Raw genomic sequence first — 24,533 nt, 5'->3', positions numbered from 1 at the left:
GGCCGGTCGGCGCCGGACGCGGCACGGGACGCGGTCAGGCGGCGGGCTTGGGGGCGGGGGGTTTGGGGCGGATCACGAAGATCGACACGACGAGTGCGCCGACGGCGAAGACCGACGCGCCGATGGCCGCGGTGGAGATGCCTTCGGTGAGCACGTGGTGTGCGGTCTGTTCGGGATCGAGGCCGGCCGGCGGGTGCTTGGCGGCGTTCTTGCTCGCGGTGCCGGAGATGGTGGCCAGGATGGCCAGACCCAGGCTCGCGCCGACCTGCTGGAGGGCCTGGAGCAGGCCGGAGGCGGCGCCCGCGTCCTTGGGCGGGACCTCGGACAGGATGATCATGTTCAGTGGCATGAAGCTCAGTCCCGAGCCGATGCCGAACAGCAGCATCGGTCCGACCACGCCGCCGGCATAGCTGCTGGAGTCGTCGATCTGCGTCAGCCACAGGATGCCCAGCGCGACCAGGACGCCGCCGAAGACCAGGATCGGCTTGGGGCCGAACTTGGGCAGCAGCTTGGGCGTTGCCCGGGCGAAGGCGAACTGGCACAGCGCCATCGGCAGGAACGCGCAGCCCGCCTTGAGCGGGCTGTAGCCCATCACGGTCTGCAGGAACTGGGTGAGGAAGAAGAAGATCGCGAACATGGTGGCCGGCAGCAGCAGCATGTTCAGGTACGCGCCGGCCCGGTTGCGGTGCGCGAGCAGGCGCAGCGGGGTGATCGGCTGCGCGGCCTTGGACTCGATCGCGATGAACGCGGTGAGCAACACCCCGGCCAGGACGAGCGCGCCGATGGTCAGACCGTCGCTCCAACCGTCGGATGCGGCCCGGATGCAGCCGTAGACCAGGGCGACCATGCCCGCGGTCGAGGTGACCGCGCCCAGGATGTCGAAGCGGCCGGGGTGGCGCTCGGGCTGGCGGATGTACAGCGGTGCCAGGGCGAGGATGCCGATGCCGATGGGCACGTTGATGAACAACACCGCGCGCCAGGAGGTGGCGTCGGTGAGCAGGCCGCCGAAGACCAGGCCGAAGGCCATGCCCGCGCCGGACACCGCCGAATAGACGGCGAGCGCCTTGGCGCGGGCGGGACCCTCGAAGTTGGTGTTCAACAGCGCGAGGGTGCTGGGCGCGGCGAACGCGGCGCCCACGCCCTGGAAGGCCCGGGCGGTCAGCAACATCGCCTCGGAGTTGGCGAAGCCGCCGACCAGCGACGCGAGCGTGAACAGCGCGATGCCGGCGATGAAGACCTTGCGGCGCCCGAGGATGTCGCCGGCACGCCCGCCGAGCAGGAGCAGGCCGCCGAAGGCGAGCGTGTACGAGTTGATGATCCAGGTCAGGCCGGTGGGTGAGAAGTCCAGGGCCTCCTGCATGTCCGGCAGCGCGATGTTGACGATGGTCGCGTCCAGAATGACCATCAGCTGGCAGGCCAGGATCACGGCCAGCGCGAGGCCGGGGCGGCGCTCGCGTCGTTCGACGGCCGAGACCGGATCGGCCGGTGTGCCAACTGCCGGCGGGGTCGACATGGTGCCTCCACAAGGGGCCAAGAAGGGGGAACGGTGAGCGTGCGCGGGCTCGCGCGCCCGCAGCGATGACCGTTGTGCCGGTCGGGTGTGGCCGGCCGGGGCGAGGCACGCGACGGCACCCCTTCCGGGCCGAAAGCAAACCGGAGGATCTCTCGACTTACGATACGGAGGAACTCTCGACTTTTCAATCGCATCGGCAACACACGTGTCCGGCAAGGCAATTCGGACCGAGAACACCGTGCGTCCGACCGGGTGAACGAGCGGATCGCTGCGCGGGCGCGCCGACCGGGCGATCAGGCGGTGGTTACGCGGGCGCGCCGAGCCAGCCGGTCAGGGCGCGTCGCAGGCCCCCGTCCCCGCTCACGCCTTCCGGGCGGATCCAGGCGGCGTACCCGTCGGGCCGCAGCAGCACGGCCGAGGCGGCCGATTCCGGGATCGGGGCGGCCTGCACCACATCCACGCGGTCCTTCCAGCCGGTGATGTCGAACGGCTCGGCGTCGCCCGCCGACAGATCCAGGAGCACCGCACGGCCGGTACGCAACACCCGGTCCACGCTCGTCTCGCCCGCCTCGGTGAGCAGCGTCGCGTCCGGGAAGCGCTCGCCCAGCAGGGCGTGCCCGCCCACCTCGGCGGCGGCGCCTCCGTCCGCGCCGATCCCGGACCGCTCCGCGACCGGGTAGCGGATGTCCACTCCCGCGATCATGTGCACCAGATGCCGGCTGACCTCCTCGTGCGCGAGCAACTCGCCCAGCACCTCGCGCAGCGGCTCGGCCTCGGAGAGCGGGAACATCAGCGACAACTGGGCCCGCGTGTTCATCAACACCCGTGCGGCCACCGGGTGCCGTTCGACGGCGTAGGTGTCCAACAACCCTTCCGGAGCCCATCCCTGGATCGTCGCGGCCAGCTTCCAGCCCAGGTTCACCGCATCCTGCAAGCCGGTGTTCAAGCCTTGGCCGCCGATCGGGAAGTGCACATGGGCGGCGTCGCCCAGCAGGATCACCCGCCCCTGCCGATAGCGCTCGGCCTGCCGCGCGGACGAGCCGAACCGGGACAACAGTTGTGGTGTGCCCAGGTCGAACTCCCGTCCCACCACGTGTCGGATCTGCCGGTGCAACTCCTCCTCGGTGACCGGGACCTCGCGCCCGGTCCGGGGCGCGCCGAACTCCGCGACGGTGACCCGGACCAGTTCGCCCTCCAACGGGATCAGCGCGAACATCCCGTTCGGATGCAGTGACGGGTCGATCCGGATCTGCCGCTCCACCGGGATCCGCAGGTCGCCGGTGATGCCGTCGGCCACCGACGGCGTGCCGGGAAAGTCGATGCCCGCCCGCTTGCGCACCACACTGGCGCCGCCGTCGGCCCCGGCCAGGTACGCGCCGGCCACCCGGTACTCGCCGTCCGCCGTACGCACCGTGACGGTGACCCCGGACTCGTCCTGGGTGAAGTCGGCGACCTCGTGCCCCCGGCGCACGTCCACCCCCAACTCCACCGCGCGCTCCTCCAGATGCTGCTCGATCCGGCGCTGCGGCACCCGGCGCGGCACCAGGTGTTCCTCCAGCCCGGTGAACCGCAACATCCCGAAACCGAAGTGCTTGATCGGCGCGTACTCGAACACCGGTGCGGCCAGGTCGCGTTGCTCCAACGCCCGGATCGAGCCGTACTGCAGCCCGAGCGCCCGGGACCACCCCGGCGGCTCCACCAACCGCTCCAGCACGATCGTGCGCACGCCGGCCAGCGCCAGCTCACAGGCCAACATCAGGCCGCTGGGCCCGGCCCCCGCGACGACTACCGTGCGATCGCTGTGCTCGTTGCGTTCCATCTCGACTCCTCGGCGATGTCCGATGTCCGACGTGCGATGTGCGATGTGTGACGAGGGGGTCCGCCGACAGGCGGGTACGGCCCCGGGCGCCTCGGGGGCGAGCGGGCGGTCCCGCGCGGGTCCGCCCGGCGCTCAGCGGTGGGCGCGAAGCCGGGCCTCGACCTCGGCCGGCGGCAGATGCGCGCGGCCGTCGGCCAGCACCAGCCGGACCGCGCGCAGCGCCGCGAGATCGGCGCGCGGATCGCCGGAGACGACCACGAGGTCGGCGGCGAAGCCCGGGGCCAGCCGCCCGGTGCGATCACCCAGCCCGAGCCCGTCCGCCGCGTTCGTGGTGGCCATCTCCAACACGTCGGTGTTGGCCAGGCCGGATCGTGCCAACCACTCCAGGCCGGTCACGTAGGCGTCGAAGCTCGCCCCCGCGATGCCGGCGTCGGTACCGGCCATCAGGCGCACGCCGTTCTCGTGCAACACCCGGGCCACGTCCAGCCACGGGCCCATGGCCTCGTGGCCGATCCGCTCCCGGGTCAGATCGAACGCGCGACTGAAGGTGGGACACACGAACACCCCGCGGTCGGCGATCTCGCGGACCAGATCGAGCCGTACGTCCGGGCCCGCCGCCGGGCCCGCCTCCGGGATGAACGTGCAGTGCTCCAAGGTGTCCGCGCCCGCCGCCAGCGCGGCCTCGACGCCGACCGCGCCGTGCGCGTGCGCGGCCACCCGCAGCCCAGCGGCGTGCGCCTCGCGCACGACCAGCGCGATCGCGTCCGCGCCGAACTGGCGCTGCCACGCCTGGGGGCCGCCGGGGGTCAGGTTCCCGCCGGTGGCCATCACCTTGAGCACGTCCGCGCCGGAGGCGATGTGCGCGCGGGTCGCCGCGAGCAACTCGTCGTGGTCGGCCACCTCGCCACCGAGGAACCAACAGTGCCCGCCGGGCACGGTCAGCGGCGTGTTCGCGGCGAGCACCCGCGGCCCCGGCAGCAACCCGGCGGCGATCGCGTCCCGCAACCGCCGGGCCAGGCCGCCCCGATCGCCGAGATCGCGCACCGTGGTCACGCCGCTGTCCAGCAACTGCCGAGCCCGGCTCGCCATCGCCGGAAACAGGTCCAGGTCGTCGACCCCGGCCAACGCGGCCACCGGATCCGCGCTCGCGTCGAACACGAGATGGACGTGGCTGTCGATCAACCCCGGCAGGACGCTCGCGCCCGGATGATCGGCCACCGGTGTGCCGACCGGCGCCCGGGCGAGGACCTCGGCACGCGGGCCCACGTCCCGGACCAGTCCGTCCGCCACCAGGACCGCCCCGTCGGGCACCTCCGGGGCCCCCGCGCCGGGCAGCACCCGGTCGGCGGCGATGATCCGTGCTGTCATGGACTGCTTCTCCTCGGCACCGTGAGACCGCAACCGCCGGGCGGGACCACGCCCGCGGCAGGCCCTCCCACTGCCTCGCCGGCGGGTGCCCCCGGTCGTTCGCGCCCACTGTCACAGCCGGTTCTAAAGCGACTCTTACGACCGCTCACGCGGCCGGTGCCGGCGGCTCACCGCATTGCCCGCCGGGGCGCCGGGGCGGCGCTTCCGAGCCCGGGTGAAGGGCGCTTCGGCACGCCCCCGCGAGCCCGGCCGCCCGGCGCCCTTAAGCCCAGCCTTAGCCGCTGCGCTCAAGCTCTGGGCCGACCCCCAACGCCCAGCGCGGAGGAGAAGAGCATGAGCCGCACCGTCGTGATCGCCGGGGGAGGCCCCACCGGCCTCCTGCTCGCGTGCGAACTCGCCCTGGCCGGCGCCGAACCCGTGGTGGTGGAGCCGCGCACCGACGATCCCGAGTTCTCCCCGGGCATGGCCGTGCACGGCCGCACCCTGGAGATCCTGGAACAGCGCGGACTCGCGGACCGCATCGGGGAACACGAGATGTTCGCCTGGCCGCGCACCCCGTTCGCCTTCCACTGGCTCGACCTGACCTCGGTCGGCCCGACCGAATACACCTACGCCTACCCGCAGTGGCGCCTGGAGCGGCTGCTGCGCGCGCGGGCCGGCGAACTGGGCGTGGAACTGCGCCGAGGCGTGCGGGTGAGCGACTACACGCAGGACGCGGACGGCGTCACGGTCCACACGCGCGCCGAGGACGGCACCGAGGAGACCTTGCGCGCCGCCTATCTGGTCGGCGCGGACGGCGCGGACAGCACCGTACGGCGGTTGGCCGGCATCGGGTTCGTCGCGTCCGGCAAGGAGTACGCCGGGGTGCTCGGCGACGTGGAGCTCGAGGAGAGCGAGCACGACACCTTCGACGGCGGCCTGTACCCGGCCGGGGTGTTCGGCGCGCTGCCGCTCCAGCCGGGCCGGTTGCGGCTGATGACGATCGAGTTCGGCGCCACGCCGCCGGCCGCCGATGTCCCGGTGAGCACCGAGGAACTGCTCGACAGCGTACGGCGGGTGCTGGGCAAGGCGCCCCGGGTGGCCCGCACGCACTACCTCGCCCGCTACGGCGGCCCCACCCGGCTGGCCGAACGCTACCGGGACGGGCGGGTGTTCCTGGCCGGCGACGCCGCGCACGTGCTGTTCATCTCCGGCACGCAAGGCGTCAACACCGGCCTGCACGACGCGCTCAACCTGGGCTGGAAGCTGGCCGCGACGCTGGCCGGGCACGCCTCGCCCGGCCTGCTCGACAGCTACGAGAGCGAGCGTCGCCCGGTCGGTGAGCGGGTCGCGCTGCACTCGCGGGCCCAGATGGCGCTGATGCACCCGCTGGCCGAGATCACCCCGCTGCGTGACATGGTCGCCGAACTCACCGCGATCGAGAGCGTCAACCGGCACCTGCTGGAGATGACCACGGCGGTCGGCTACCCGGCGCCGGCCGACGCCGATCCGGGTGCCGAAACGCACGCGCTGGTCGGCCGGCGGGTCCCGGGGGTCACGCTGAACACCGGCGCCGGCGACACGAAGCTGCTCGAACTCCTGAGCACCGGACGCGGCCTGCTCGTGGACCTGACCGGCGGCGCGGGCGGCGGGGCCGACCCGGCCGAGGCGATCGCGTGGGCCGACCGCGTCGACATCGTCACCGCGGGCTCCGCCGAGCCGGCCCTGGACGCGACGCTCGTCCTGGTCCGCCCGGACGGGTTCGTCGCGTGGGCCGACGACGCGACCGGAGCCCGGGCCAAGGGTCTGGGCGCGGCCTTGACCACGTGGTTCGGCGAACCCGACGAGGCGGCGTCCGCCGCGCCGGCGGCCCCATCCGCCTGACCCGGACCGCGGCGGCGCGCCCACCCGGCGAGCGATCGACGACGGGCCACCGCACGTGTGGATCCACCCACCGGCGTCGTCCTTCGGGCCGATCCAGGACATGAAGGAGCAGGAGCATGACCGACACCACCCGGACCCAGACCCCGACCCCGACCCCGGCACCGGCATCCGTGCCCGAGGCGCCGGCCACCGTCGACGAGCGCTCGCGGCAGTGGAGCCTGTACCAGCCCTGGCTCCAGCAGGACCCGATCCCGTATTGGAAGCAGATGCGCGCGAGCGCGCCGATCGTGCGCTCCGAGGAGGCGGGCGGCTTTTGGATCCTCACCCGCTATGAGGACATCGAATGGGCGGCGCGCAGCCCCGAGTTGTTCTCCAACGCCGAACTGGTCATCCCGCACCGGCAGATCTTCCCGACCAAGCAGATCCCGATCCAGCTGGACGGCGAGGAACACCGCAAGTGGCGCCTGACGCTGGCGAGTCTGTTCAACCCCGGGGTGGTCAACCACTTCGCGCCCCGGATCCGGGAGGCCGCCGTGGACGCGATCGAGCCGATCGTGGCCGCCGGGCGCTGCGAGTTCCTCACCGACTTCGGCATCCAACTGCCCGCCGAGACCTTCCTGATCAGCTTCGGGATCGGCCGGGAGCACCTGCGCACGCTGCTCGACCACAAGACCTGGCTGCGGCGCGAGGGCATCCCCAACGCCCGTACCGACGAGGACCTGCGGGTGGCGAACAAGCCGCTGTGGGACTTCTTCGGCGAGGCGATCGACCAGCGCCGCGCCGAGGGAACCCAGGGCCGCCGGGACGTGATCAGCCAACTCGTCGAGGGGCGCTTCGACGGCCGTGAACTCACCCGCGACGAGATGATCAACGCCGCGTTCGTGACCATGCTCGCCAGCCTGGACAGCACCACCGCGCAGCTCGGTCTGATCTTCCTGTACCTGGCCCGCCACCCCGAGGTCCAGGACCTGATCAACGCGAATCCCGACCGGATCCCCGCCGTGGTGGAGGAACTCATCCGACACGAACCGGTCTCCTCGACCGGGCGCCTGGTCACCCGCGACGTCGAGCGGCACGGCGTGACCATGCGCAAGGGCGATCGGGTGTTGTTGTCCTGGGGCATGTCGGGCCTGGACCCGGACGCCTTCGAGAACCCCGACGAGGTGGACTTCGACCGCAACGCCACCCGTCAACTCGCCTTCGGCACCGGACCGCACCGGTGCCTGGGGATGCACCTCGCGCGCCGGATCATCGGCATCGCGATCGAGGAGTGGCACAAGCGCGTGCCGAACTACCACGTCGCCGAGGGCACCGTGCCGCTGCATCACTACTCGCCCGGCCGGGGGTTGCACAACCTCGACCTCGTGCTCGGCCGGGCACGGGGGTAGCGGGCATGCGCGTCCGGGTGAACTCCGATGCCTGCATGGGGCATTCCATGTGCAGTGCGCTGGCCTCGGAGGTCTACGAGGTCACCGACGAGGGTTTCAACGAGATGGGCGACTTCGAGGTCGACCCGGCTCGACGGGCCGCCGCCCTGCGCGGCGCCCGGGCCTGTCCGGAGAAGGCCATCACGATCGCGGAGGAGCCGACCGCGTGAGCCGCGGTCCGTCGGCGACCCATTCGGGCCGCCGACGGGCCGACGTCAACTCGCGAGCCTGGTGTCGAGTTGCTCGTCGGCGGTCAGGATCGCCAATTGCAGGTCCCGCAACGCCCGTCCCGGCTCCAGGCCCAGTTCGCCGTTGAGCGTCTCCCGGGCCTGCTGGTACACCCGCAGCGCGTCCGCCTGCCGCTCCGACCGGTACAGCGCCAGCATCAACTGCCGATGGAACACCTCACGCAGCGGGTGCTCGGTGGTCAGCGCGTACAGCGGGCCGACCAACTCCCGGTGCAGGCCCAATTCCAGGTCGGCCTCCACCAGCAACTCGGTGCATTCCAAACGGGCTTCCTCCAGCCAGGTCATGAACCCGCGGATCAGCGGCCCCTGGCCGTACGGTTCCCCGAGCGCCGGCCCGCGCCACAGGTCCCGGGCGGCCCGCAGCGACTCGGACGCCTGGCGGTACGCGCCGACCCGCAGATGCGCGCGCCCCTGTTGCACATGGCGCTGGAAGGTCCACAGGTCGAGGTCCTCCGGCGCCATCCGCAGCAGATATCCCGGCGCCCCGGTGACGATCGGGCCTTCGGGATCGTCCGGCCTGCCGATCAATCGCCTGAGCTGGGACACGTACACATGCAGTGCCGCTGTCACCCGACGGGGCGGATTCTCGCCCCATATCTCGTCTATCAGTTGATCTATCGAGACGACCTGATTGCCTCGGATGACCAGTGCCGCCAGCAGTGTGCGCAGTTTGGGCGCGCTGATCGGGGCGCCGTTGCCCGCCTCGTCGATGACGTGCAGTGGGCCCAGGATCGAATATCGCATGACTTCCCCCATGGGTTTCGGTCGAGGCGGACGGACCGGCCGGTGTGGCCGGCCCGGGCCTACCGCTCTCGACGCGATGACGGATGGTCGGGGTATCGCGCGCCGTCGGGCGACGTCCCGTCGAGACCTCGGCGCCGGCCGGACTCGGACGCCGGCGGCCGTATACGGAGCCTCACCACGATTGTGTCTCGCCCGGACCCCGGTCACGCCCCCCGGGCACCCCAGCATGCCCCCAGCCATCCGCCCAGGGGTGGTAGCGAAACCGGTACGGGAAACCACCGGCGGGACGGGTCCGACCACCGACGGCGCCCCGGGGCCGAGGTCCGGCGGACCCCGGACGCGAGGCGGCCGGGGCAGGGACGCGGGAGTCGGCCCGGGCTGCCGGGGCACGGAACGCGGGTGTGGCTCGGGCCGCCGAGGGCAAGGACGCGGACCGGCCCGGGCCGCAGAGGCAACGACGCGGGACCGGCCCGCGTGCGGCCGGTCCCGGTTTCGTCGGTCGGTCAGGCGCTCTCGGTGCCGTCCGTCTCCAGGGTGTCGCCCAACTCGGCGCGGGAGTTGATGCCGAGCTTGCGGTAGACCTGACTGAGATGCCACTCGACGGTCTTGACCGTCACGAACAGCGTGTGGGCGATCTCCTGATTGCGGTATCCGGCCGCGGCCAGGTCCGCGACCCGGCGCTCCTGGGGCGTCAGACCGGTCTGACCGGTCCGGCGCGGCTGCCGGCCCCGGGTGCGCGAGGTGATCGCGTCGAGCTCCTCCCGGGCGCGGGTGACCAGCGCGGTCGCGCCGCAACTCTCGGCCAGGTCGGCCGCCTCGCGCAACCGGCAACGGGCCTGCATGTGCTGGTCGTTGTGTCGATGCGCGATGCCCAGTTCGAGCAGGGTCAGAGTGTGGTCGGGCACCGCCGGGGTGGTGCGGATGTGCTGGAGGGCCTCCTCCAGGATCCGTACCCGGTCGGTACCGCGCGCGGTCTGCGCGGTGGCCCGCAACGCGCCGGCGATGGTGCGCGGCGCCCCGAACGCGCGCCCGGCGGGCACCTGGGCCTCGGCCAGCGCCCGGGCCTCGTCGGTGCGGCCGAGCCGGACCAGCGCGGTGACCGCGTCGATGGTGGGCAGGAACGCGACCGGGGTCGGCGCGGTCCAGCGATGGAAGAGCGCCCTGGCGTGCAGGATGTCGTCGAGCGCGTTCTCCGAGTGCCCCTGGGCCAGCCGTACCCGCCCCCGGGCGACCAGCAGCGGCAGCAGGGTCAGGGTCTGTGGCGTGTCCAGGTCCGGCGCGTCCTCCAACAGCCGGGCCGCGCCGGTGAGGTCGCCCCGGACGGCAAGGGTCGACGCCAGCGCCGCGGTGGCCAGGCACAACACGCTCCCCGGCGGTGGCGGGGCGTCGGCGGCGACGTCCGGATGGATCGCCCGCAGGGCCGTGCGCGCGTCGGTCTCGGCCTCCGCGAGCATGCCGCGCTGCCACCGAACCCAGGCCCGGGAGGCCCGCGCGGCGTCCGCGGCCAGGGTCAGGTTCTGATCGCGCGCGTCGGAGAGGATGCGGGTGAGCAGCGTGTCCGACTCGGTCAGCCGGTTGCAGTGCGCGAGCGCCCCGGCCAGCAGCAGGATGGGATGCAGTTCCCCGTCCGGCCCGGTGACCAGCCGCCCGTAGGCGAAGCAGCCCTGAGTGAGCGCGTGTTGCACGCGTTCGACGATCTGCTGGGCGGGCCTGCCCTCGCTCAGCGCCTGCACGGTGTCGGCGGCGATGAGCACCCGGCGGATGTCGGCGCACACGCAGTCGGGCCCCCATCGTGTGGTGGGCACCGGGTTGGTGGCCGGGTCGTCGCACTGGTGCTCGCCGGCCCACTCGCCCAGGCCGGCCAGCTCGCGGGCGGCGACATGCCGGGTGGCGGGCATCAGTTGGGCGACCACGGTCAGCGCCATGCACACCCGCAGGAAACCCTCGCCGTCGGGATCGGAGCCGTCCGTCGGCAGGACGGCGGCCAGTTCCTCGCGTAACCCCTGGAGCAGCGTGATCGCCTCGTCGTGCCGGCACGCGGCCACCAGCGCCGAGGCCAGATCCACACCGACCCGGGCCCGGGCCTCGGGATCGGGCGCGGCGTCCAGGGCCTGGGCCAGTCGGCGGCAGGCGTGCCCGCCACGCGCGCGCAACTCGGCCCGGCCCAGCGTCGCGCACAACGCCGGCACAGTCGCGGGCGGCGCCGGTTCGTGCAGGGCTCGGCGCAGATAGCGCACCGCCGCCCCGGGGTCGCCGTGGGCCAGGGCGCCGCGCCCGGCCACCGCCAGGACGTCCGCGACCCAGGGATCCGCGGCCGGCGGCACCTCCATCAGATGGTCCGCGGCCTCGCCCGCCGCCTCGCCCCGCAACGTGCCCGCGCCGGTCAGCGCCCGCGCGGCCCGCACATGCGCGCGGTGGCGCAGGCGCAGCGGTAGATCCCGGTACAACGTCTCGCGCACGATCGGGTGCACGAAGCGCAACGGCGAACCGGCGTGCACCATGCCCAGTTCGACCAGGACGCCCACCGCCTCGGTGGCCTCGGCCCGGCTCAACCCGGCGATCTGGCCCACCAGTACCGGATCCGCGGTCAACCCCACGACCGCCATCGCCTCGGCGAACACCGCGACCGGGCCGGGCGACAGCCGCAGGCGGCGCACCACGCTGCGCGAGACGCTGCCCGGCGCGAGCCGGGAGACCCGGGCCACCACGTCCCCGCAACGACCGTCCTCGGTGGGGGCGTCGATCCCGTCCTCGGCGGAGACCGTACGGACGGACACCGCGCGCCGGGCGTCGCCGCGCTCGGCGCCGCCCCCGGGAGCCGGCCCGGGCACACCGGAGCCCACACCCTCGAACGCCGAGGCGGGCTCGTTGCGCCAGGTCACCGGGAACGTGCCGCCCGCCCGGGAGGTGAACCCGGCCCGCCCGGTGGCGGGGGCCGGCCCGTCGGCGCGCGCACCGGATGCCACCTCGACCAGGGCGCCCCGCGCGCGGTCCTCGGCGCCCAGGACCGCCTCGCCGGTCCGTACGCTCCGGTCGACGGCCTTCCCGAAGGCCATCGCCACGGTGTCGCCGCCGGGTGCCGACCCGGCCCACGGGCCCACCGGGACGGACACACTGCGGCCGTCGCCCGCCCGGGACAACACCCGCACCCCCTCGCCGTCGGGGCAGGCCGGTTCGGGAACGACCACGGCGGGCGAGCCCGGCCCATCGACCGGAACCACGCCGTCCGCCTGGAGTTCGCCCAGCAACTCGCGAAGGAAGAACGGGTTGCCACCGGTGGCCTCGTGGCACAACCGGGCGAATCCGGTGCCCTGATCCGCGCCGACCACGCGGATCACCAACTCGCGCACGCCCGTCTCGGTCAACGGCTCGGCGCGCACGACCCGGGCCAGCGGCGAAGACACCATGGCGCGCACCACGTCCGCCTGCGGCCCCCAGCGCATCGACTCGGTGGCCACCGCCACGACCACGGGCAACTCGTCCAGCCGGGTGGCCAGATAATGCAGGAAACGCAGGGACGACTCGTCGGCCCATTGCACGTCGTCGACGACCAGCACCAGCGGCTCGCGGTCGGCGACATTCACGCACAGCCAATACAGACCGTGAAACAATGCCTGCCGTTCGGCCGCGCTGCCCCGCGCGTCGTCGTCACCGAGCGGAAGCAGACCACCGGCGTATTCGAACAGCGGAGCCGACAATTCCGCCGCGCCGGACCACATGGCCGCCCGCAGCTCCGGCGGCGCACAGGCCAGCAAAGGCTCGAACAATTGACGCACGATCCCGAACGGAAAACTCTCCTCGAACCGCGAACCCCGGGCCTGGAGAATCCGGAATCCGCCCGTCGACGCCTCTTCGCGCAAGCCCAGGAGCAGCGACGACTTTCCGGCCCCGGCCGCGCCCTCCACCAACAACAATCGGCCCCGCCGGTCCCGGCAGCCGGTCAGCAGCTCCCCGAATATCGCCAACTCGCGTCCGCGTTCCACCAATCCGACCGTATCCCCGTGCATAACGGCACAACTCCATTCCCCCGCGCACACCAAATTCACCCCGGGCACATGGCTCCGGGAAGGATTCGCCGACCTCGCCGACGTGGCGACGGACGGCAGGTTCGACCGCACCCGGAACCGGGCGCGGACGAATGCGACGTCGAATGTCGCGATCCGATGCCTTGGGGAGGATCACGCCCCGCCGGGGCGGGCGGATGGGGCGACTCCGGCTGATTCGGACGCGAGACGAGTGACCCTACGGGCGCGGACAGCGCCCCGGACAGCAGCGGTCGGAGGTGGTGCCCACTTGGATCGCTGAGGTGGAGCGGTGTCGAATGAAGCACATCACGATGACCCCTCGAGTGCTGTCAACGTCCTCGGCTGTAGGCCCCGGGTCGGTCGGGCCCGCAGGGTTCAGTGCGGGATCAGGCTAACCCGACACTCTCTCCGTTTAGCCGTTCGATCCGGCCCGCACGCGGTTTTCGGTCACCCGCCAACCGAACGTCTCTTCGATCCGAGTACTCGCGGACACCGGATTCGCCCTGGTCCGCGACGGCCGGACGGCGAAAGACCCGGTGATCACACGAGTCGTCACGCAACAGGCGGTGGCCGGTCACCGAGTGCAGATCTTGTCTGAAAATCCGTGCTGGGCGTGACCGAGCGTCCAACGGGCGGACACGCTGGGGAAACCGAACGGAAACACAGGACGCCCTCCCCGTGGGTCCGTGGCCCGATGGGCGACGAACGAACGAGGAGGGCGAAAGGTGCGACGCGGACGTCCGCGCCGGTGGCACCGGGGGCCTGAGGTGACGGGCCGTCAGTCCACGGTGGACGGCTCGCCGCGAGCGGACGACGCGTTCGCCGCCGGCAGCGTCGGACGCTGTTCGGACGACCCGGCGTCCGGACCGCCGCGGGGATCGGACGCGGAACCCGTACCGCCGGCGGAATCGGACCCGGCGCCCGGTCCGCCTCGGGAAGCGGACTCGGCGGCCGGCTCGATCGGGGCGGGCCGACGCCTCGGCCGGGCGAATCGTGCCATCGCGGGCTGCTCCACCACGGCGTGCAGCACCGCGCTCAACGCCAGCGCCACCACGAGCAGCGCCGCCAGCACACCGAACGCGCCCGGGGTGCTCCAGGTCCGGTGCAGGCCCAACCAGCGATGCCCGTAGGACAGCACGAGTTGGTGCAACAGGTAGAACGCGAACGAGATCTCGCCGAGCCGGACCACGAACCGGCTGCCGAGCCACGACCGCGCGCCGCGCACGTCGGCGGCGGCCACCGAGGAGATCAACAGCGCGATCGGCACCACCATCACCGCGACGATGGAGAACAGCGTCGACGCGTGCTTGAGCCCCACGAACGCGCCGATCGCCAGCGCCAGCGCGGGCAACCGACCGAGCGGAATCCACCGACCGGTCAGCACGATCCGGGCCATCAGCATGCCCAGCACGAACTCCAGCATCCGCACCGGCGGGAACGCGTACACGAACCAGAACCTGGGGAAGGACACCGACACCGGCGGGGGGAACATCACGCCGCCCTGGATGAGTTCGGCCACCAGCGGCATCACCGCCACCACCGCCGCCACGCCCGCCGCCACCGGCCACAGGTAGCGGCCCGGGATGCGCTTGATGCCCACCAGCAGCAGCGGGAACGAGAGATAGAAGAACAACTCGCAGGCCAGCGACCACGTGGGCGGGTTCACCCCGAGGAAAATCTCCAGGTCGGGAATCCAGGACTGGATCAGCAGCAGGTTCGGGATCAGGACCCTCGCCTCGAGCACCCGATCGGTGGTGCTCAACAAGATCGCGGCGAGTACGACCGCGACCACCGTGTTCGGATACACCTTCGCCGCGCGCCGGCGCCAGAAGGCCCGGGCAGTGTCGCCGGCCCGAGCGGACCAGGTCAACACGAAGCCGCTGAGCACGAAGAAGAAGGCGACCCCCACATATCCGGAACCGCGCACCACATCATTGAAGTCGGCGCTGAAACCGGCGTCCCGGAAGAACCGCTGATCCGAGGCGTGCGCGAGGAACACCATCAGTGCGGCGAAGAACCGCATGCCGGTGAGAGAGGGCAGCGTGCTCTGTTTCTTTGCGGAATCGATTCCGGTCATGGATCGCCATTCCTGTCGGCGGCCCGGCAACGGCGGGCGGTACGGGCGGGGAGCCGATCGACCGCGCCGAGCGCTCCGGGGCGAGCCGGTATCACGCGGCGGTCGGTTCGAGGGTGCGGTCGCGGGCTTAAGCCGTTCTTTGCTCGCGCTAATCCCGCCTTTGGGACTCGGCAATCGACCGAAAGGCGGTCCCCGGCAGGCCCGGTGCGGCACCGGACGCCTGGCCTGCCGGGTACCGTGTACAAAGGCCGTTCGGCCCCCGACGTATCCTGGACGCCCCGTTTCCAGGATTTCGGCAACAGTGCAACCAGGGGATCGGCGATGACGACTGAGCAGCCCCCGGCACGTGCGATGCGCGCGGACGCCCGGCGCAACTACGAACGGCTGATCGTCGCGGCCGGCGAGGCATTCTCCGAGCACGGGCCGGACGCGCCACTGGACGACATCGTGCGCCGCGCCGGGGTCAGCCCCGGCACGCTGTACCGCAACTTCCCGACCCGACACGCACTGCTCGAAGCGGTGTTCCACGACGGCGTCGAGGGGCTGTGCAGCGAGGCACAGGCCCTGCTGGACGCACCTGTGCCCGAGGAGGCGCTGGCCACCTGGCTGCGCTCGGTGATCGCCTACGCGACGACCTACCGCGGGCTCGCCGCGTCGCTGATGGCCACCATGCTCGAACAGGAAACGACCGCGTCCTCGTGCCACACCCGGATGCGCTCGGCCGGCGCCGCGTTGCTCCTGCGCGCCCAGCAGGCCGGCACCGTGCGCAAGGACACCGACATCTCCGATCTGCTCAAGATCGCCAACGGCATCGCCTGGGCCATCGAACAGGCCCCAAGCGACGCGGGTCAGACCGACCGGCTCCTCGAACTCACCATGGGCGGCCTGCGCACGGCCGAGGCCACACCGGCGCGCGCGGGCTGACCGACCGGCGCCCGGCGCGGACCGAGCACCCGGGCATGTTTCCGGTCACGGAGCGAGCTCCGGTGTACCGTCCGAGGCCAGAGCACCGTGCACCCGGGCAAGTTTCCGATCACGGGAGCGAGCACTCGTGATTCGACCACGGGAGCGAGCGCTCGTGTACGTTCCCGGCCACGGCACCGAGTGCTCGTGTGTGTTTCCCGGTCACGGCACCGATTGCCCACACCCACGCACGGCGTCCCGCGACCGAATCGGTCGCGGGACGCCGTACGTGTACCGGGAGTTCGCTCAAACCGCGGCCGGGACCGGCTCGCTCGCCTCGATCTCCAGCCGCAGGAACCGGGCCAGCGCGGCAGGCGTCGGATTGTCGAACACCGCCACCGTGGCCAACTCGACCCCGATCGCGGCACTCAGCAGATTGCGCAACTCCAGTGCGGTGAACGAGGAGAAACCCAACGCGACGAAGTCCTCGTCGGCGTCGATCGCCGCGCCCGACCCGTGCCCGAGCAGCGCCGCCACGTGCCCGAGCACGATGTCGAGCAGGACACGCTCGCCCGCCGCGTCGTCCGGGGCCGCCAGCACCCGCCGCCGAACCTCGACGGACCGATCACCCGCGTCGGCCGCCGCGCCGGCGTCCGCCGGGCCCGACGAGGCGCCCGTCGCCGCGAGATCGCGCACCAGCGCGGCCGCGCCCACCCCCGCGGAGCGGGCAGGCAGGCGATCCCACGCGGCGTCCGCGACGACCAGGCTCGGCACGTCCCGATCCGGCGCCTGAGCCAGCGCCTCGAACAGCGCCTCGATCGCCGGCTGCGGGGCCACCGGCCGCAGCCCGTCCACCTCGACCGCCCCCGCGCCGGTCGAGTCCCACGGACCCCATGCCACCACACCGGCCGGCAACCCCCGCTGCCGGCGTGCGTGGGCGAGCGCCTCCAGATACGCGTGTGTACCGGCGTCGGCCGGATCCGGCGAGGTGCCGAGCAGGCCGGCCAGCGAGGAGAAGAGCACGAACACGGACAGGTCCAGGTGCTCGGTGGCCCGATCCAGGTTCGCCGCCGCCGACCGGTGAACGGCCTTGTCCTCAAGCGTGGTTGCCACGGTTTCGGTTTCGGCGATCGGGGCGGGTGTCGTGTGCAGCACCGCGGACAGCGGGTGCTCGGCCGGGACCAGCGCGAGCAACCGCGCCGTCTCGGCCGGATCCGCCGGGTCGCAGACGGCGACCGTCACCCGCGTGCCCAGGCCGGCCAGTTCCTCCTCCAGCGCCGATGTGTCACCCGGGACGGCCCGGGTGAGCAGGAGATGATCGGCGCCGCGTCGGGCCAGCCGGCGGGCGACCTGGGCACCGAGGGATGTGGTGCCCCCGGTGATCAGCGTGGTGCCACGCGGCTTCCAGTCGCCGCCGTCGGCCGCCCGGGCACCGGGCGCGGCCCGCACCAGTCGGCGGACGAACACCCCGGTGGCCCGAATCGCCACCTGGTCCTCGATGTCGGCACCCGCCAGTACGCCTGCCAGCCGCGCCGTCGCCCACCCGTCCGGCCGCTCGGGCAGATCCACCAGGCGGACCGTACCCGGAGCGTCCGGTGCGCCCGTGCCCACCGCCCGGGCCAAGCCCCACGCGAGCGCCCGGTCCGGCCGCGCCGGCGCGGCGTCGCCGCGGAGCGCGACCGCGTCGTGGGTGAGCAACCACAGCGGCGCCTTGATCCCGCTCTCCGTCAGCACCCGCACCAGCCGACCGGCCGGGTCCGGGTCCGGATCCGGGTCGAGCGGTGCCAGGGCCAGCACTCCGTCCGGATCGCAATGCCGCGCCAAAGCGGCGGACAACGCGTGCACGTCCGGCGCGCCGTCCGCGGCGACCGGGACCTCGATCCGGATCGGCCGCGCGCCATGCCGGCCGAGCGCGGCGAACACGTCGTCGGCGGCCGGATGATCCGCCGGCGCGAGCAGCAGCCACGTGCCCGACAACACCGCACTCGACGGCTCCGGTACCGGCTGCCAGACCACCCGGTGCCACCACCGGCGCTGCCGCCGCCACGCGGTCAGCGCGGGCAACAACGCACGCAGGGCGGCCTGTCCGTCGGCATCCACGTGCAACGCGTCCGCCAGCGCATCCGGATCGTCGTTCTCCACCGCCGCCCAGAAGCGCGCGTCGGCCGGCGCCTCCGCCACACCGTCGAACCCGGCCTCGGCGCCCGGGGATTCCGGTACGTCCAGCCACAGGCGCTGCCGCTGGTAGGCGTACGTCGGCAGGTCGACGGGCGGCGGCGGACCGGCGGGTCCGGTGAGTACCGACGGCCAGTCGACGGACACCCCGTGCAGGTGGGCGGTGGCCAGGGCGGTTGCCACGCTCCGAGCCTGCGGCCGGTGCCCGCGCAGGAGCGGGACGAACGCCGATTCGCCCCGGGCACCGGACTCGTCCCGGCGGAGCGCGTGCACGGTCTCCTGCGTGAGGGTGGTGAGGGTGGTGTCGGGTCCCAACTCCAGGTAGGTGGTGACGTTTTGGTGGTGGAGGGTGGTGATGCCGTCGTGGAAGTGGACGGCGTGGCGGATGTGGTTGGTCCAGTAGGTGGGGTCGGTGAGTTGTTCGGTGGTGGCGATGGTGCCGGTGGTGTTGGAGATCAGTGGGGTGTGTGGGGGGTGGTAGGTAAGGGTGCTCGCGATTGTGTGGAACTCGTCGAGGATGGGGTCCATGTGGGGTGAGTGGAATGCGTGGCTGACCTTGAGTTCCTTGGTTTTGTGGCCGGCCGTGCGGGCTTGTTCGGCGATGTGGAGGCAGAGTTGCCGGTCGCCGGAGATGACGGTGGCGTGGGGTGCGTTGTGGGCGGCGATGGAGACGAGGTTTTGGTGTCCGTCGAGGAGTTCGGCCAGTTCGGTGGGGGCGGTGTTGATGGCGATCATGGTGCCGCCGGTGGGTGCGGTTTGCATGAGGCGGGCGCGTGTGGTGACGAGGGTGGCGGCGTCGGGGAGGGTGAGGACTCCGGCGAGGTGGGCGGCGGTGAGTTCGCCGATGGAGTGGCCGATGAGGTAGTCGGGGGTGATGCCGTGGTGGGTGAGGAGGTGATGGAGGGCGATGTGCAGGGCGAAGAGTGCGGGTTGGGTGTAGCGGGTCTGGTCGAGGAGTTCGGGGTGGTGGTCGATCACGTCGCGCAGTGGCGTGTCCAGGTGCGGGTCGAGGTGGGCGCAGGCGTTCTCGAAGGCATCGGCGAACACCGGGTGGGCCAATCGCAGTTGCCCACCCATGCCGGGTCGTTGGCTGCCCTGCCCGGTGTACATGAACGCGACGCGACCGGCCGCGGGTGTGTGGTGGTGGCGGAGCGTCGTGGTGCTCACCTGGCCCTGGGCCAGCGCGGTGAGGCCGAGCAGGAAGTCCTCGCGCTTGTCGGCGACGACGGCCGCGCGGTGGTCGAACGTGGTCCGCCGGGTGGCGAGTGTGTGCGCGACGGCGATCGGATCGAGCTCGGGATGTGCGTCGATGTGCGCGTGCAGGCGCTGCGCCTGGTCCCGGAGCGCTTGCGGGTTACGGGCGGAGAGAAGCCATGGGACGGGGCGGGCGTCGCCGGTCCCGGTGGTCGGATCGGCCGCCGACACCGCGTCGGGTTCGACGGTGGGTGCCTGCTCGATGATGAGGTGGGCGTTGGTGCCGCTGATGCCGAAGGAGGAGATGCCGGCGCGGCGCGGGTGGTCGGTCTCGGGCCAGGGTTCGGCCTCGGTGAGCAGGGTGACGGCGCCGGCGGTCCAGTCGACGTGTGGTGACGGTTCGTCGATGTGCAGTGTCTTGGGCAGTATGCCGTGCCGCATGGCCAGCACCATCTTGATCACGCCGGCGACACCGGCGGCGGCTTGGGTGTGGCCGATGTTGGACTTCAACGAGCCCAGATAGAGGGGGTGTTCGGCGGGTCGGTCCTGGCCGTAGGTGGCGAGCAGGGCCTGTGCCTCGATCGGGTCGCCGAGGGTGGTGCCGGTGCCGTGCGCTTCGACGGCGTCCACCTGATCGGCCGTCAGTCCGGCTCCGGTGAGGGCCTGTTGGATCACCCGTTGTTGGGAGGGGCCGTTGGGTGCGGTGAGTCCGTTGCTGGCGCCGTCCTGGTTGACGGCGGAGCCGCGCAGGACGGCGAGGATGGGGTGTCCGTTGCGTTCGGCGTCGGAGAGCCGCTCCAGCAGCAACAAGCCCGCACCCTCGGCGAAGCCGGCGCCGTCCGCCGCCGCGGCGAACGACTTGCACCGGCCGTCGGGCGCGAGTCCGCGTTGGCGGCTGAACTCCACGAACAGGCCCGGAGAGGCCATCACGGTGACGCCACCGGCCAGGGCGAGGGTGCACTCGCCCTGACGCAGCGCGTGGGCGGCCAGGTGAATGGCGACCAGGGACGAGGAGCACGCCGTGTCGATGGTCAGCGCGGGTCCTTCGAGACCGAACGTGTACGACAGGCGTCCCGACGCGATGCTGCTCGCGCTGCCGTTGCCGATGTATCCCTCGAACTCCTCGGCCGCGTGGGTCTGGAGCCGTGACCCGTAGTCGCTGTACATCACGCCGGCGAACACGCCGGTACGGCTGCCGCGCAGCGAGGTCGGTTCGATCCCCGCGCGCTCGAACGCCTCCCAGGCCGTCTCCAGGAGCAACCGGTGCTGCGGGTCGGTGGCGATCGCCTCGCGCGGACTGATCCCGAAGAACTCCGCATCGAAGTGGTGCGCGTCGTGCAGGAAGCCGCCGTCGCGGGTGTAAGAGGTGCCGAGCCGATCGGGATCGGGGTGGTAGAGCTCCTCGACGCCCCAACCACGGTCGGTCGGGAAGCCGCCCACCGCGTCGGTGCCCTCGGCGACGAGTCGCCACAGGTCGTCGGGCGTGCGGACGCCGCCCGGATAGCGGCAGCTCATCGCGACGATCGCGATCGGCTCGCGGCCGCGACCGGCCTCCTTGGCCTCGACCTCCTGGAGCCGACGGCGGGTCTGGTGCAGGTCGTTGGTCACCCACTTGAGGTAGTCGACGAGCTTCTCTTCATTCGTTGCCATCGGAACTTCTCCTCGACGGGGCGCGCGCGGGTGGACCGGGTGGACGGGGTGTTTGGGGAAGGGCTATTGGAGGGAGCGGCCGAGTTCGTTGTCGATGAAGTCGAAGATGTCGTCTGTGGAGGCGGTGTCGATGCGGTCGGTGACGTCCGCGTCGGCGGTGGTCGTGGGAGCCGTCCAGCGGGAGAGCACCGCCTGGAGGCGTTGGGTGATGCGACCGCGTGTGGCCTCGTCCTCGGTGGCTTCCAGGCGTGCCAGGCTCGCTTCGAGGCGGTCCAGGTCGGCCAGCGCCGGCGCGGACGGCGAGGTGCGTGGCGCGAGGCCGTCCCGGAGGTAGCCCGCCAGCGCGACCGGGGTCGGGTAGTCGAAGACCAGCGTCGCGGGCAGCCGCAGGCCGGTCGCGCCGTTGAGTCGGTTGCGCAACTCGACGGCGGTGAGCGAATCGAAGCCGAGATCGTTGAAGCCCTGATCGCCGACCACCGCATCGGGACTCGCGTGCCCGAGTACCGCCGCCACCTGGCCGCGCACCAGGTCGAGCAGCAGCGCGGACTGCTCGACATCGGACAACCCGCTCAACCGGTCCGCGAGCGGCTCCACAGCGACGGCCGACGTGCGTCGACCGGGCAGCCGGATCAGCTCGCGCAGGATCGCCGGCAGCGTGCCGTCGGCCGCCTGCGCGCGCAACGCGGCCGGGTCGAGCCGAGCCGGCAGCAGCGCCGGCGCGCCGAGCCCGAGCGCCGCGTCGAGCAGTTCGAGTCCTTCCCGCGTGTCGAGCGGCAGTAGTCCGCCACGGGTCACCCTGGCCCGGTCGGTCGGGTCCAAGCCGCCGGTCAGCGCACTCGTCTCGGCCCACAGGCCCCACGCGAGCGACGTGCCGGCGAGCCCCCGGGCCCGACGATGGTGGGCTAGCGCGTCCAGGAACGTGTTCGCGGCGGCGTAGTTGGCCTGCCCGGGATTGCCGAAGCAACCCGCCGCCGAGGAGTAGAGGACGAAGTGGCTGAGGTCGTGGTCGCGGGTGAGTTCGTGCAGATGCCAGGCCGCGTCGACCTTGGGCCGCAGGACCGCGTCGAGATGTTCACCCGTCAGGCCGGTGACGACGGAGTCTCGCAGCGTGCCGGCGGTGTGGATGACCGCGCCGAGCGGGTGCTCGGCGGGGATCGCGTCGAGCAGTTCGGCGAGCGCTGCGCGGTCGGCGGTGTCGCACGCGGTGATGGTCACGGTGGCGCCCAGACCGATGAGTTCGTCGGCGAGATCGCCGGCACCCTCGGCCGTCGGTCCGCGTCGGCTGGCCAACAGCAGGTGCCTGGCCCCGTGTTCGGTGACCAGCTGCCGCGCGGCCAGCCGGCCGAGCGTTCCGGTGCCGCCGGTGATCAGGACCGTGGCCTCCGGATCGAGGACGCGCGGCGCCGGATCGTCCCCGGCGCCCGCCGAGCCGGCCCGAGCCAGGCGCGGGACCAGGATCTTTCCCTCCCGCAGGGCCAGTTGCGGTTCGCTACCCGCGACGGCGTACGCCAGGGCCCGGCGCGACCCGGCGCTGCCGTCGGTGTCGACCAGGGTGAACCGCTCGGGGTGCTCGCTCTGCGCGGACCGGAACAGGCCCCAGAGGGCCGCGCCCGCCAGATCGGACGTGTCCTCGCCGGACCGGGTGGCGACGGCGCCGGTGGTGACCACCACGAGCCGGCTGTCGACGAGCCGCGCGTCCGCCAGCCACTCCTGGAGCAGGGCCAGTGCCTCGCCGACGGCCGTACGTACCGCCTTCGGGGCGGCGTCCCCGTCGAGTGCGGACCCGACCGGCGCGAGGACGATGCCCGGCGGCGAGCCCGGAGACTCGTGCAACGCCGCGCGCAGCGCTGCGAGATCGGCGTACGAGACACCTTCGGCGTCGGCGTGGTGGAACCGGCCGTCCGCACTCAGGGTGGCCCAGGCACCCGCCTCGACCGGGCCGGCCGGTACCGGCTGCCAACCCAACCGGAACAGCGAGTCCGTCGCACCGCCGCCGCGCGCCGAGGCGAGCTGCTCGGGTGAGAGCGGACGTACGGTGAGGGATTCGACGGTGACCACCGGGGCACCGGTGCGGTCGGCGACCTCCAGCGCCACCGCGTGTTCGCCGACGGGAGTGAGCCGCACCCGGACCGAGGTCGACTCGGTGCGGTGCAGCCGTACCCCGTTCCAGGAGAACGGGAGCACCACCGGGCGAGGCACCTCCGACGCGCTCGAATCCGCCACCGGCTCCGGCGCCGGGGCCAGCCCCATCGGATGCAGCGCGGCGTCGAGAAGTGCGGGGTGCAGGCCGAAGCGGGAGACATCGGTGTCCGGGGGCAGGTCGACCTCGGCGTACAGCTCGTCGCCGAGCTGCCAGGCGACCCGGAGACCCTGGAAGACCGGTCCGTAGCCGAGGCCGTGCAGGGCCAACCGGTCGTAGTGGTCCGACACATCCAGCTCGACCGCCCCGGGCGGAGGCCAGCTCGTCGCATCGAACGCGGGCGTCGCAGAGACGAATTCGTCGGCGGTGAGGGCGCCTACAGCGTGTCGGGTCCAGGGTTGGTCGGTGTTCGGGTCGTCGGTGCGGGAGTGGATGGTGATGGTGCGTCGGCCGGTGTCGTCCGGGGCGGTGAGCGCGACCTGAAGCTGAACGGCGCCCACGGCGGGAATGACGAGGGGGCTCTCCAGCGTGAGTTCCTCCAGGGCGACGGTGTCGGTCGCCTCCACCGCGTGCAGTGCGAGATCCAGGAACGCGGTACCCGGCAACAGGATGGTGTCCAGGACGGCATGGTCCGCGAGCCACGGATGGGTGCGGACCGAGATCCGCCCGGTGAACAAGTGCGTTCCGGCGTCCGCGAGTTCGACGGCCGCGGTCAGCAGCGGGTGCTCGACCGGGTGCAGTCCCAGACCGGTCGCGTTTCGGTCCGAGGGCAGTGACTCGAGCCAGTAGGACTGGTGTTGGAAAGCGTAGGTGGGCAGTTGGGGATCGTCGGCTGTGGTGCGATGCGTGGGGATGTGGGCGTGCCAGGACGGGGCGATGCCGTGGGTGTGCAGGGTTGCCAGGCTGGTGGTGAAGCGGTGGTGGGTGCCTTGGTCGCGGCGGAGGGTTTCGATGACGTGGACGTTGTGGCCCTCGGTGGTGTCGGTGATGGGGTGGGTGAGGACGGGGTGGGGGCTGGTTTCGATGTAGATGTGGTGGTTGTTGTGGGTGAGTTGTTCGATGGTGGGTTGGAGGAGGACGGGGTTGCGGAGGTTGTCGTACCAGTAGTGGGCGTTGAGGGTGGTGGTGTCTTGGATGTGGGTGGTGGTGACGGTGGAGTGGAAGGGGGTGTGGGCGGGGCGGGGTTTGATGGGTGCGAGTTCGGTGAGGAGTCGGTCGCGGAGGGGTTGGACGTGGTGGGAGTGTGAGGCGTAGTCGACGGCGATGCGTCGGGCGTGGATGTTGTGGGTCTCGGTGTGGTGTTGGAGTTCGTCGAGTGCGGTGGCGTCGCCGGAGACGACGGTGTTGTTGGGTCCGTTGTGGGCGGCGATGTGGATGTGGTTGTTCC

The 24,533-nt window shown here is 72.1% G+C and carries 12 protein-coding genes; 4 read left to right on the top strand and 8 right to left on the bottom strand.

All coding sequences use genetic code 11. The annotated features are described in order from the left end of the window. Positions 1-34: 34 nt before the first annotated feature. The 3 genes from ACIBSV_RS47615 to ACIBSV_RS47605 all read right to left on the bottom strand — a co-directional run bounded on the left by ACIBSV_RS47615 (position 35) and on the right by ACIBSV_RS47605 (position 4,700). A complete protein-coding gene (locus ACIBSV_RS47615; RefSeq protein ID WP_395873828.1) occupies positions 35-1,513 on the bottom strand; it encodes an MFS transporter in 1,479 nt (492 codons plus the stop codon). A gap of 304 nt (positions 1,514-1,817) precedes the next feature. After that, positions 1,818-3,332, bottom strand: a complete 1,515-nt coding sequence (locus tag ACIBSV_RS47610; protein WP_395873826.1) for an FAD-dependent monooxygenase — start codon at positions 3,330-3,332, stop codon at positions 1,818-1,820. A 132-nt stretch (positions 3,333-3,464) separates the two neighbouring features. Further along, a complete protein-coding gene (locus tag ACIBSV_RS47605; RefSeq protein ID WP_395873825.1) occupies positions 3,465-4,700 on the bottom strand; it encodes an amidohydrolase family protein in 1,236 nt (411 codons plus the stop codon). Between the two features lie 333 nt (positions 4,701-5,033). Here ACIBSV_RS47605 and ACIBSV_RS47600 point away from each other — a divergent pair, with 333 nt between their 5' ends. From ACIBSV_RS47600 to ACIBSV_RS47590, 3 genes are all read left to right on the top strand, one after another. Further along, entirely contained in the window at positions 5,034-6,563 is a 1,530-nt protein-coding gene (locus tag ACIBSV_RS47600; protein WP_395873824.1) for an FAD-dependent monooxygenase, read from the top strand. Positions 6,564-6,679: 116 nt separating this feature from the next. Then, positions 6,680-7,951, top strand: a complete 1,272-nt coding sequence (locus tag ACIBSV_RS47595; protein WP_395873823.1) for a cytochrome P450 — start codon at positions 6,680-6,682, stop codon at positions 7,949-7,951. A 5-nt stretch (positions 7,952-7,956) separates the two neighbouring features. Beyond that, on the top strand, positions 7,957-8,160 hold the full coding sequence (locus ACIBSV_RS47590; protein ID WP_395873822.1) for a ferredoxin: 204 nt from the start codon (positions 7,957-7,959) through the stop codon (positions 8,158-8,160). 45 nt (positions 8,161-8,205) lie between these two features. Here ACIBSV_RS47590 and ACIBSV_RS47585 read toward each other — a convergent pair whose 3' ends face one another. The 3 genes from ACIBSV_RS47585 to ACIBSV_RS47575 form a co-directional block, all read right to left on the bottom strand. After that, positions 8,206-8,982: a BTAD domain-containing putative transcriptional regulator gene (locus ACIBSV_RS47585; RefSeq protein ID WP_395873821.1), complete on the bottom strand. Its 777-nt coding sequence runs from the start codon at positions 8,980-8,982 to the stop codon at positions 8,206-8,208. Positions 8,983-9,485: 503 nt separating this feature from the next. Continuing rightward, entirely contained in the window at positions 9,486-12,965 is a 3,480-nt protein-coding gene (locus ACIBSV_RS47580; protein ID WP_395873820.1) for an AAA family ATPase, read from the bottom strand. A gap of 820 nt (positions 12,966-13,785) precedes the next feature. Further along, complete coding sequence (locus ACIBSV_RS47575) at positions 13,786-15,084, bottom strand: acyltransferase family protein (RefSeq protein ID WP_395873819.1); 1,299 nt, start codon at positions 15,082-15,084, stop codon at positions 13,786-13,788. A gap of 321 nt (positions 15,085-15,405) precedes the next feature. On the opposite strand from ACIBSV_RS47575, the gene ACIBSV_RS47570 reads away from it, so the two are divergent. Continuing rightward, a complete protein-coding gene (locus ACIBSV_RS47570; RefSeq protein WP_395873818.1) occupies positions 15,406-16,008 on the top strand; it encodes a TetR/AcrR family transcriptional regulator in 603 nt (200 codons plus the stop codon). Between the two features lie 285 nt (positions 16,009-16,293). Here ACIBSV_RS47570 and ACIBSV_RS47565 read toward each other — a convergent pair whose 3' ends face one another. Next, positions 16,294-21,006, bottom strand: coding sequence for a type I polyketide synthase (locus ACIBSV_RS47565; RefSeq protein WP_395873817.1), 4,713 nt, complete (start codon positions 21,004-21,006; stop codon positions 16,294-16,296). A 63-nt stretch (positions 21,007-21,069) separates the two neighbouring features. Continuing rightward, positions 21,070-24,533 (bottom strand): SDR family NAD(P)-dependent oxidoreductase (locus ACIBSV_RS47560; RefSeq protein WP_395873816.1); only part of this gene is annotated, 3,464 nt, incomplete at its 5' end.

Origin of the sequence: Embleya sp. NPDC050154, from assembly GCF_044460165.1 — a bacterium.
Taxonomy (GTDB): Bacteria; Actinomycetota; Actinomycetes; order Streptomycetales; family Streptomycetaceae; genus Embleya.
The sequence above is the reverse complement of the archived record's forward strand: the minus strand, read 5'-3'. Positions and strand labels throughout refer to the sequence as shown.

Bases quoted from the DNA above. Each gene is read 5' to 3' on its own strand.
- ACIBSV_RS47615 (WP_395873828.1), bottom strand. From the start codon at position 1,513: ATGTCGACCCCGCCGGCAGTTGGCACACCGGCCGATCCGGTCTCGGCC.
- ACIBSV_RS47610 (WP_395873826.1), bottom strand. From the start codon at position 3,332: ATGGAACGCAACGAGCACAGCGATCGCACGGTAGTCGTCGCGGGGGCC.
- ACIBSV_RS47605 (WP_395873825.1), bottom strand. From the start codon at position 4,700: ATGACAGCACGGATCATCGCCGCCGACCGGGTGCTGCCCGGCGCGGGG.
- ACIBSV_RS47600 (WP_395873824.1), top strand. From the start codon at position 5,034: ATGAGCCGCACCGTCGTGATCGCCGGGGGAGGCCCCACCGGCCTCCTG.
- ACIBSV_RS47595 (WP_395873823.1), top strand. From the start codon at position 6,680: ATGACCGACACCACCCGGACCCAGACCCCGACCCCGACCCCGGCACCG.
- ACIBSV_RS47590 (WP_395873822.1), top strand. From the start codon at position 7,957: ATGCGCGTCCGGGTGAACTCCGATGCCTGCATGGGGCATTCCATGTGC.
- ACIBSV_RS47585 (WP_395873821.1), bottom strand. From the start codon at position 8,982: ATGCGATATTCGATCCTGGGCCCACTGCACGTCATCGACGAGGCGGGC.
- ACIBSV_RS47575 (WP_395873819.1), bottom strand. From the start codon at position 15,084: ATGACCGGAATCGATTCCGCAAAGAAACAGAGCACGCTGCCCTCTCTC.
- ACIBSV_RS47570 (WP_395873818.1), top strand. From the start codon at position 15,406: ATGACGACTGAGCAGCCCCCGGCACGTGCGATGCGCGCGGACGCCCGG.
- ACIBSV_RS47565 (WP_395873817.1), bottom strand. From the start codon at position 21,006: ATGGCAACGAATGAAGAGAAGCTCGTCGACTACCTCAAGTGGGTGACC.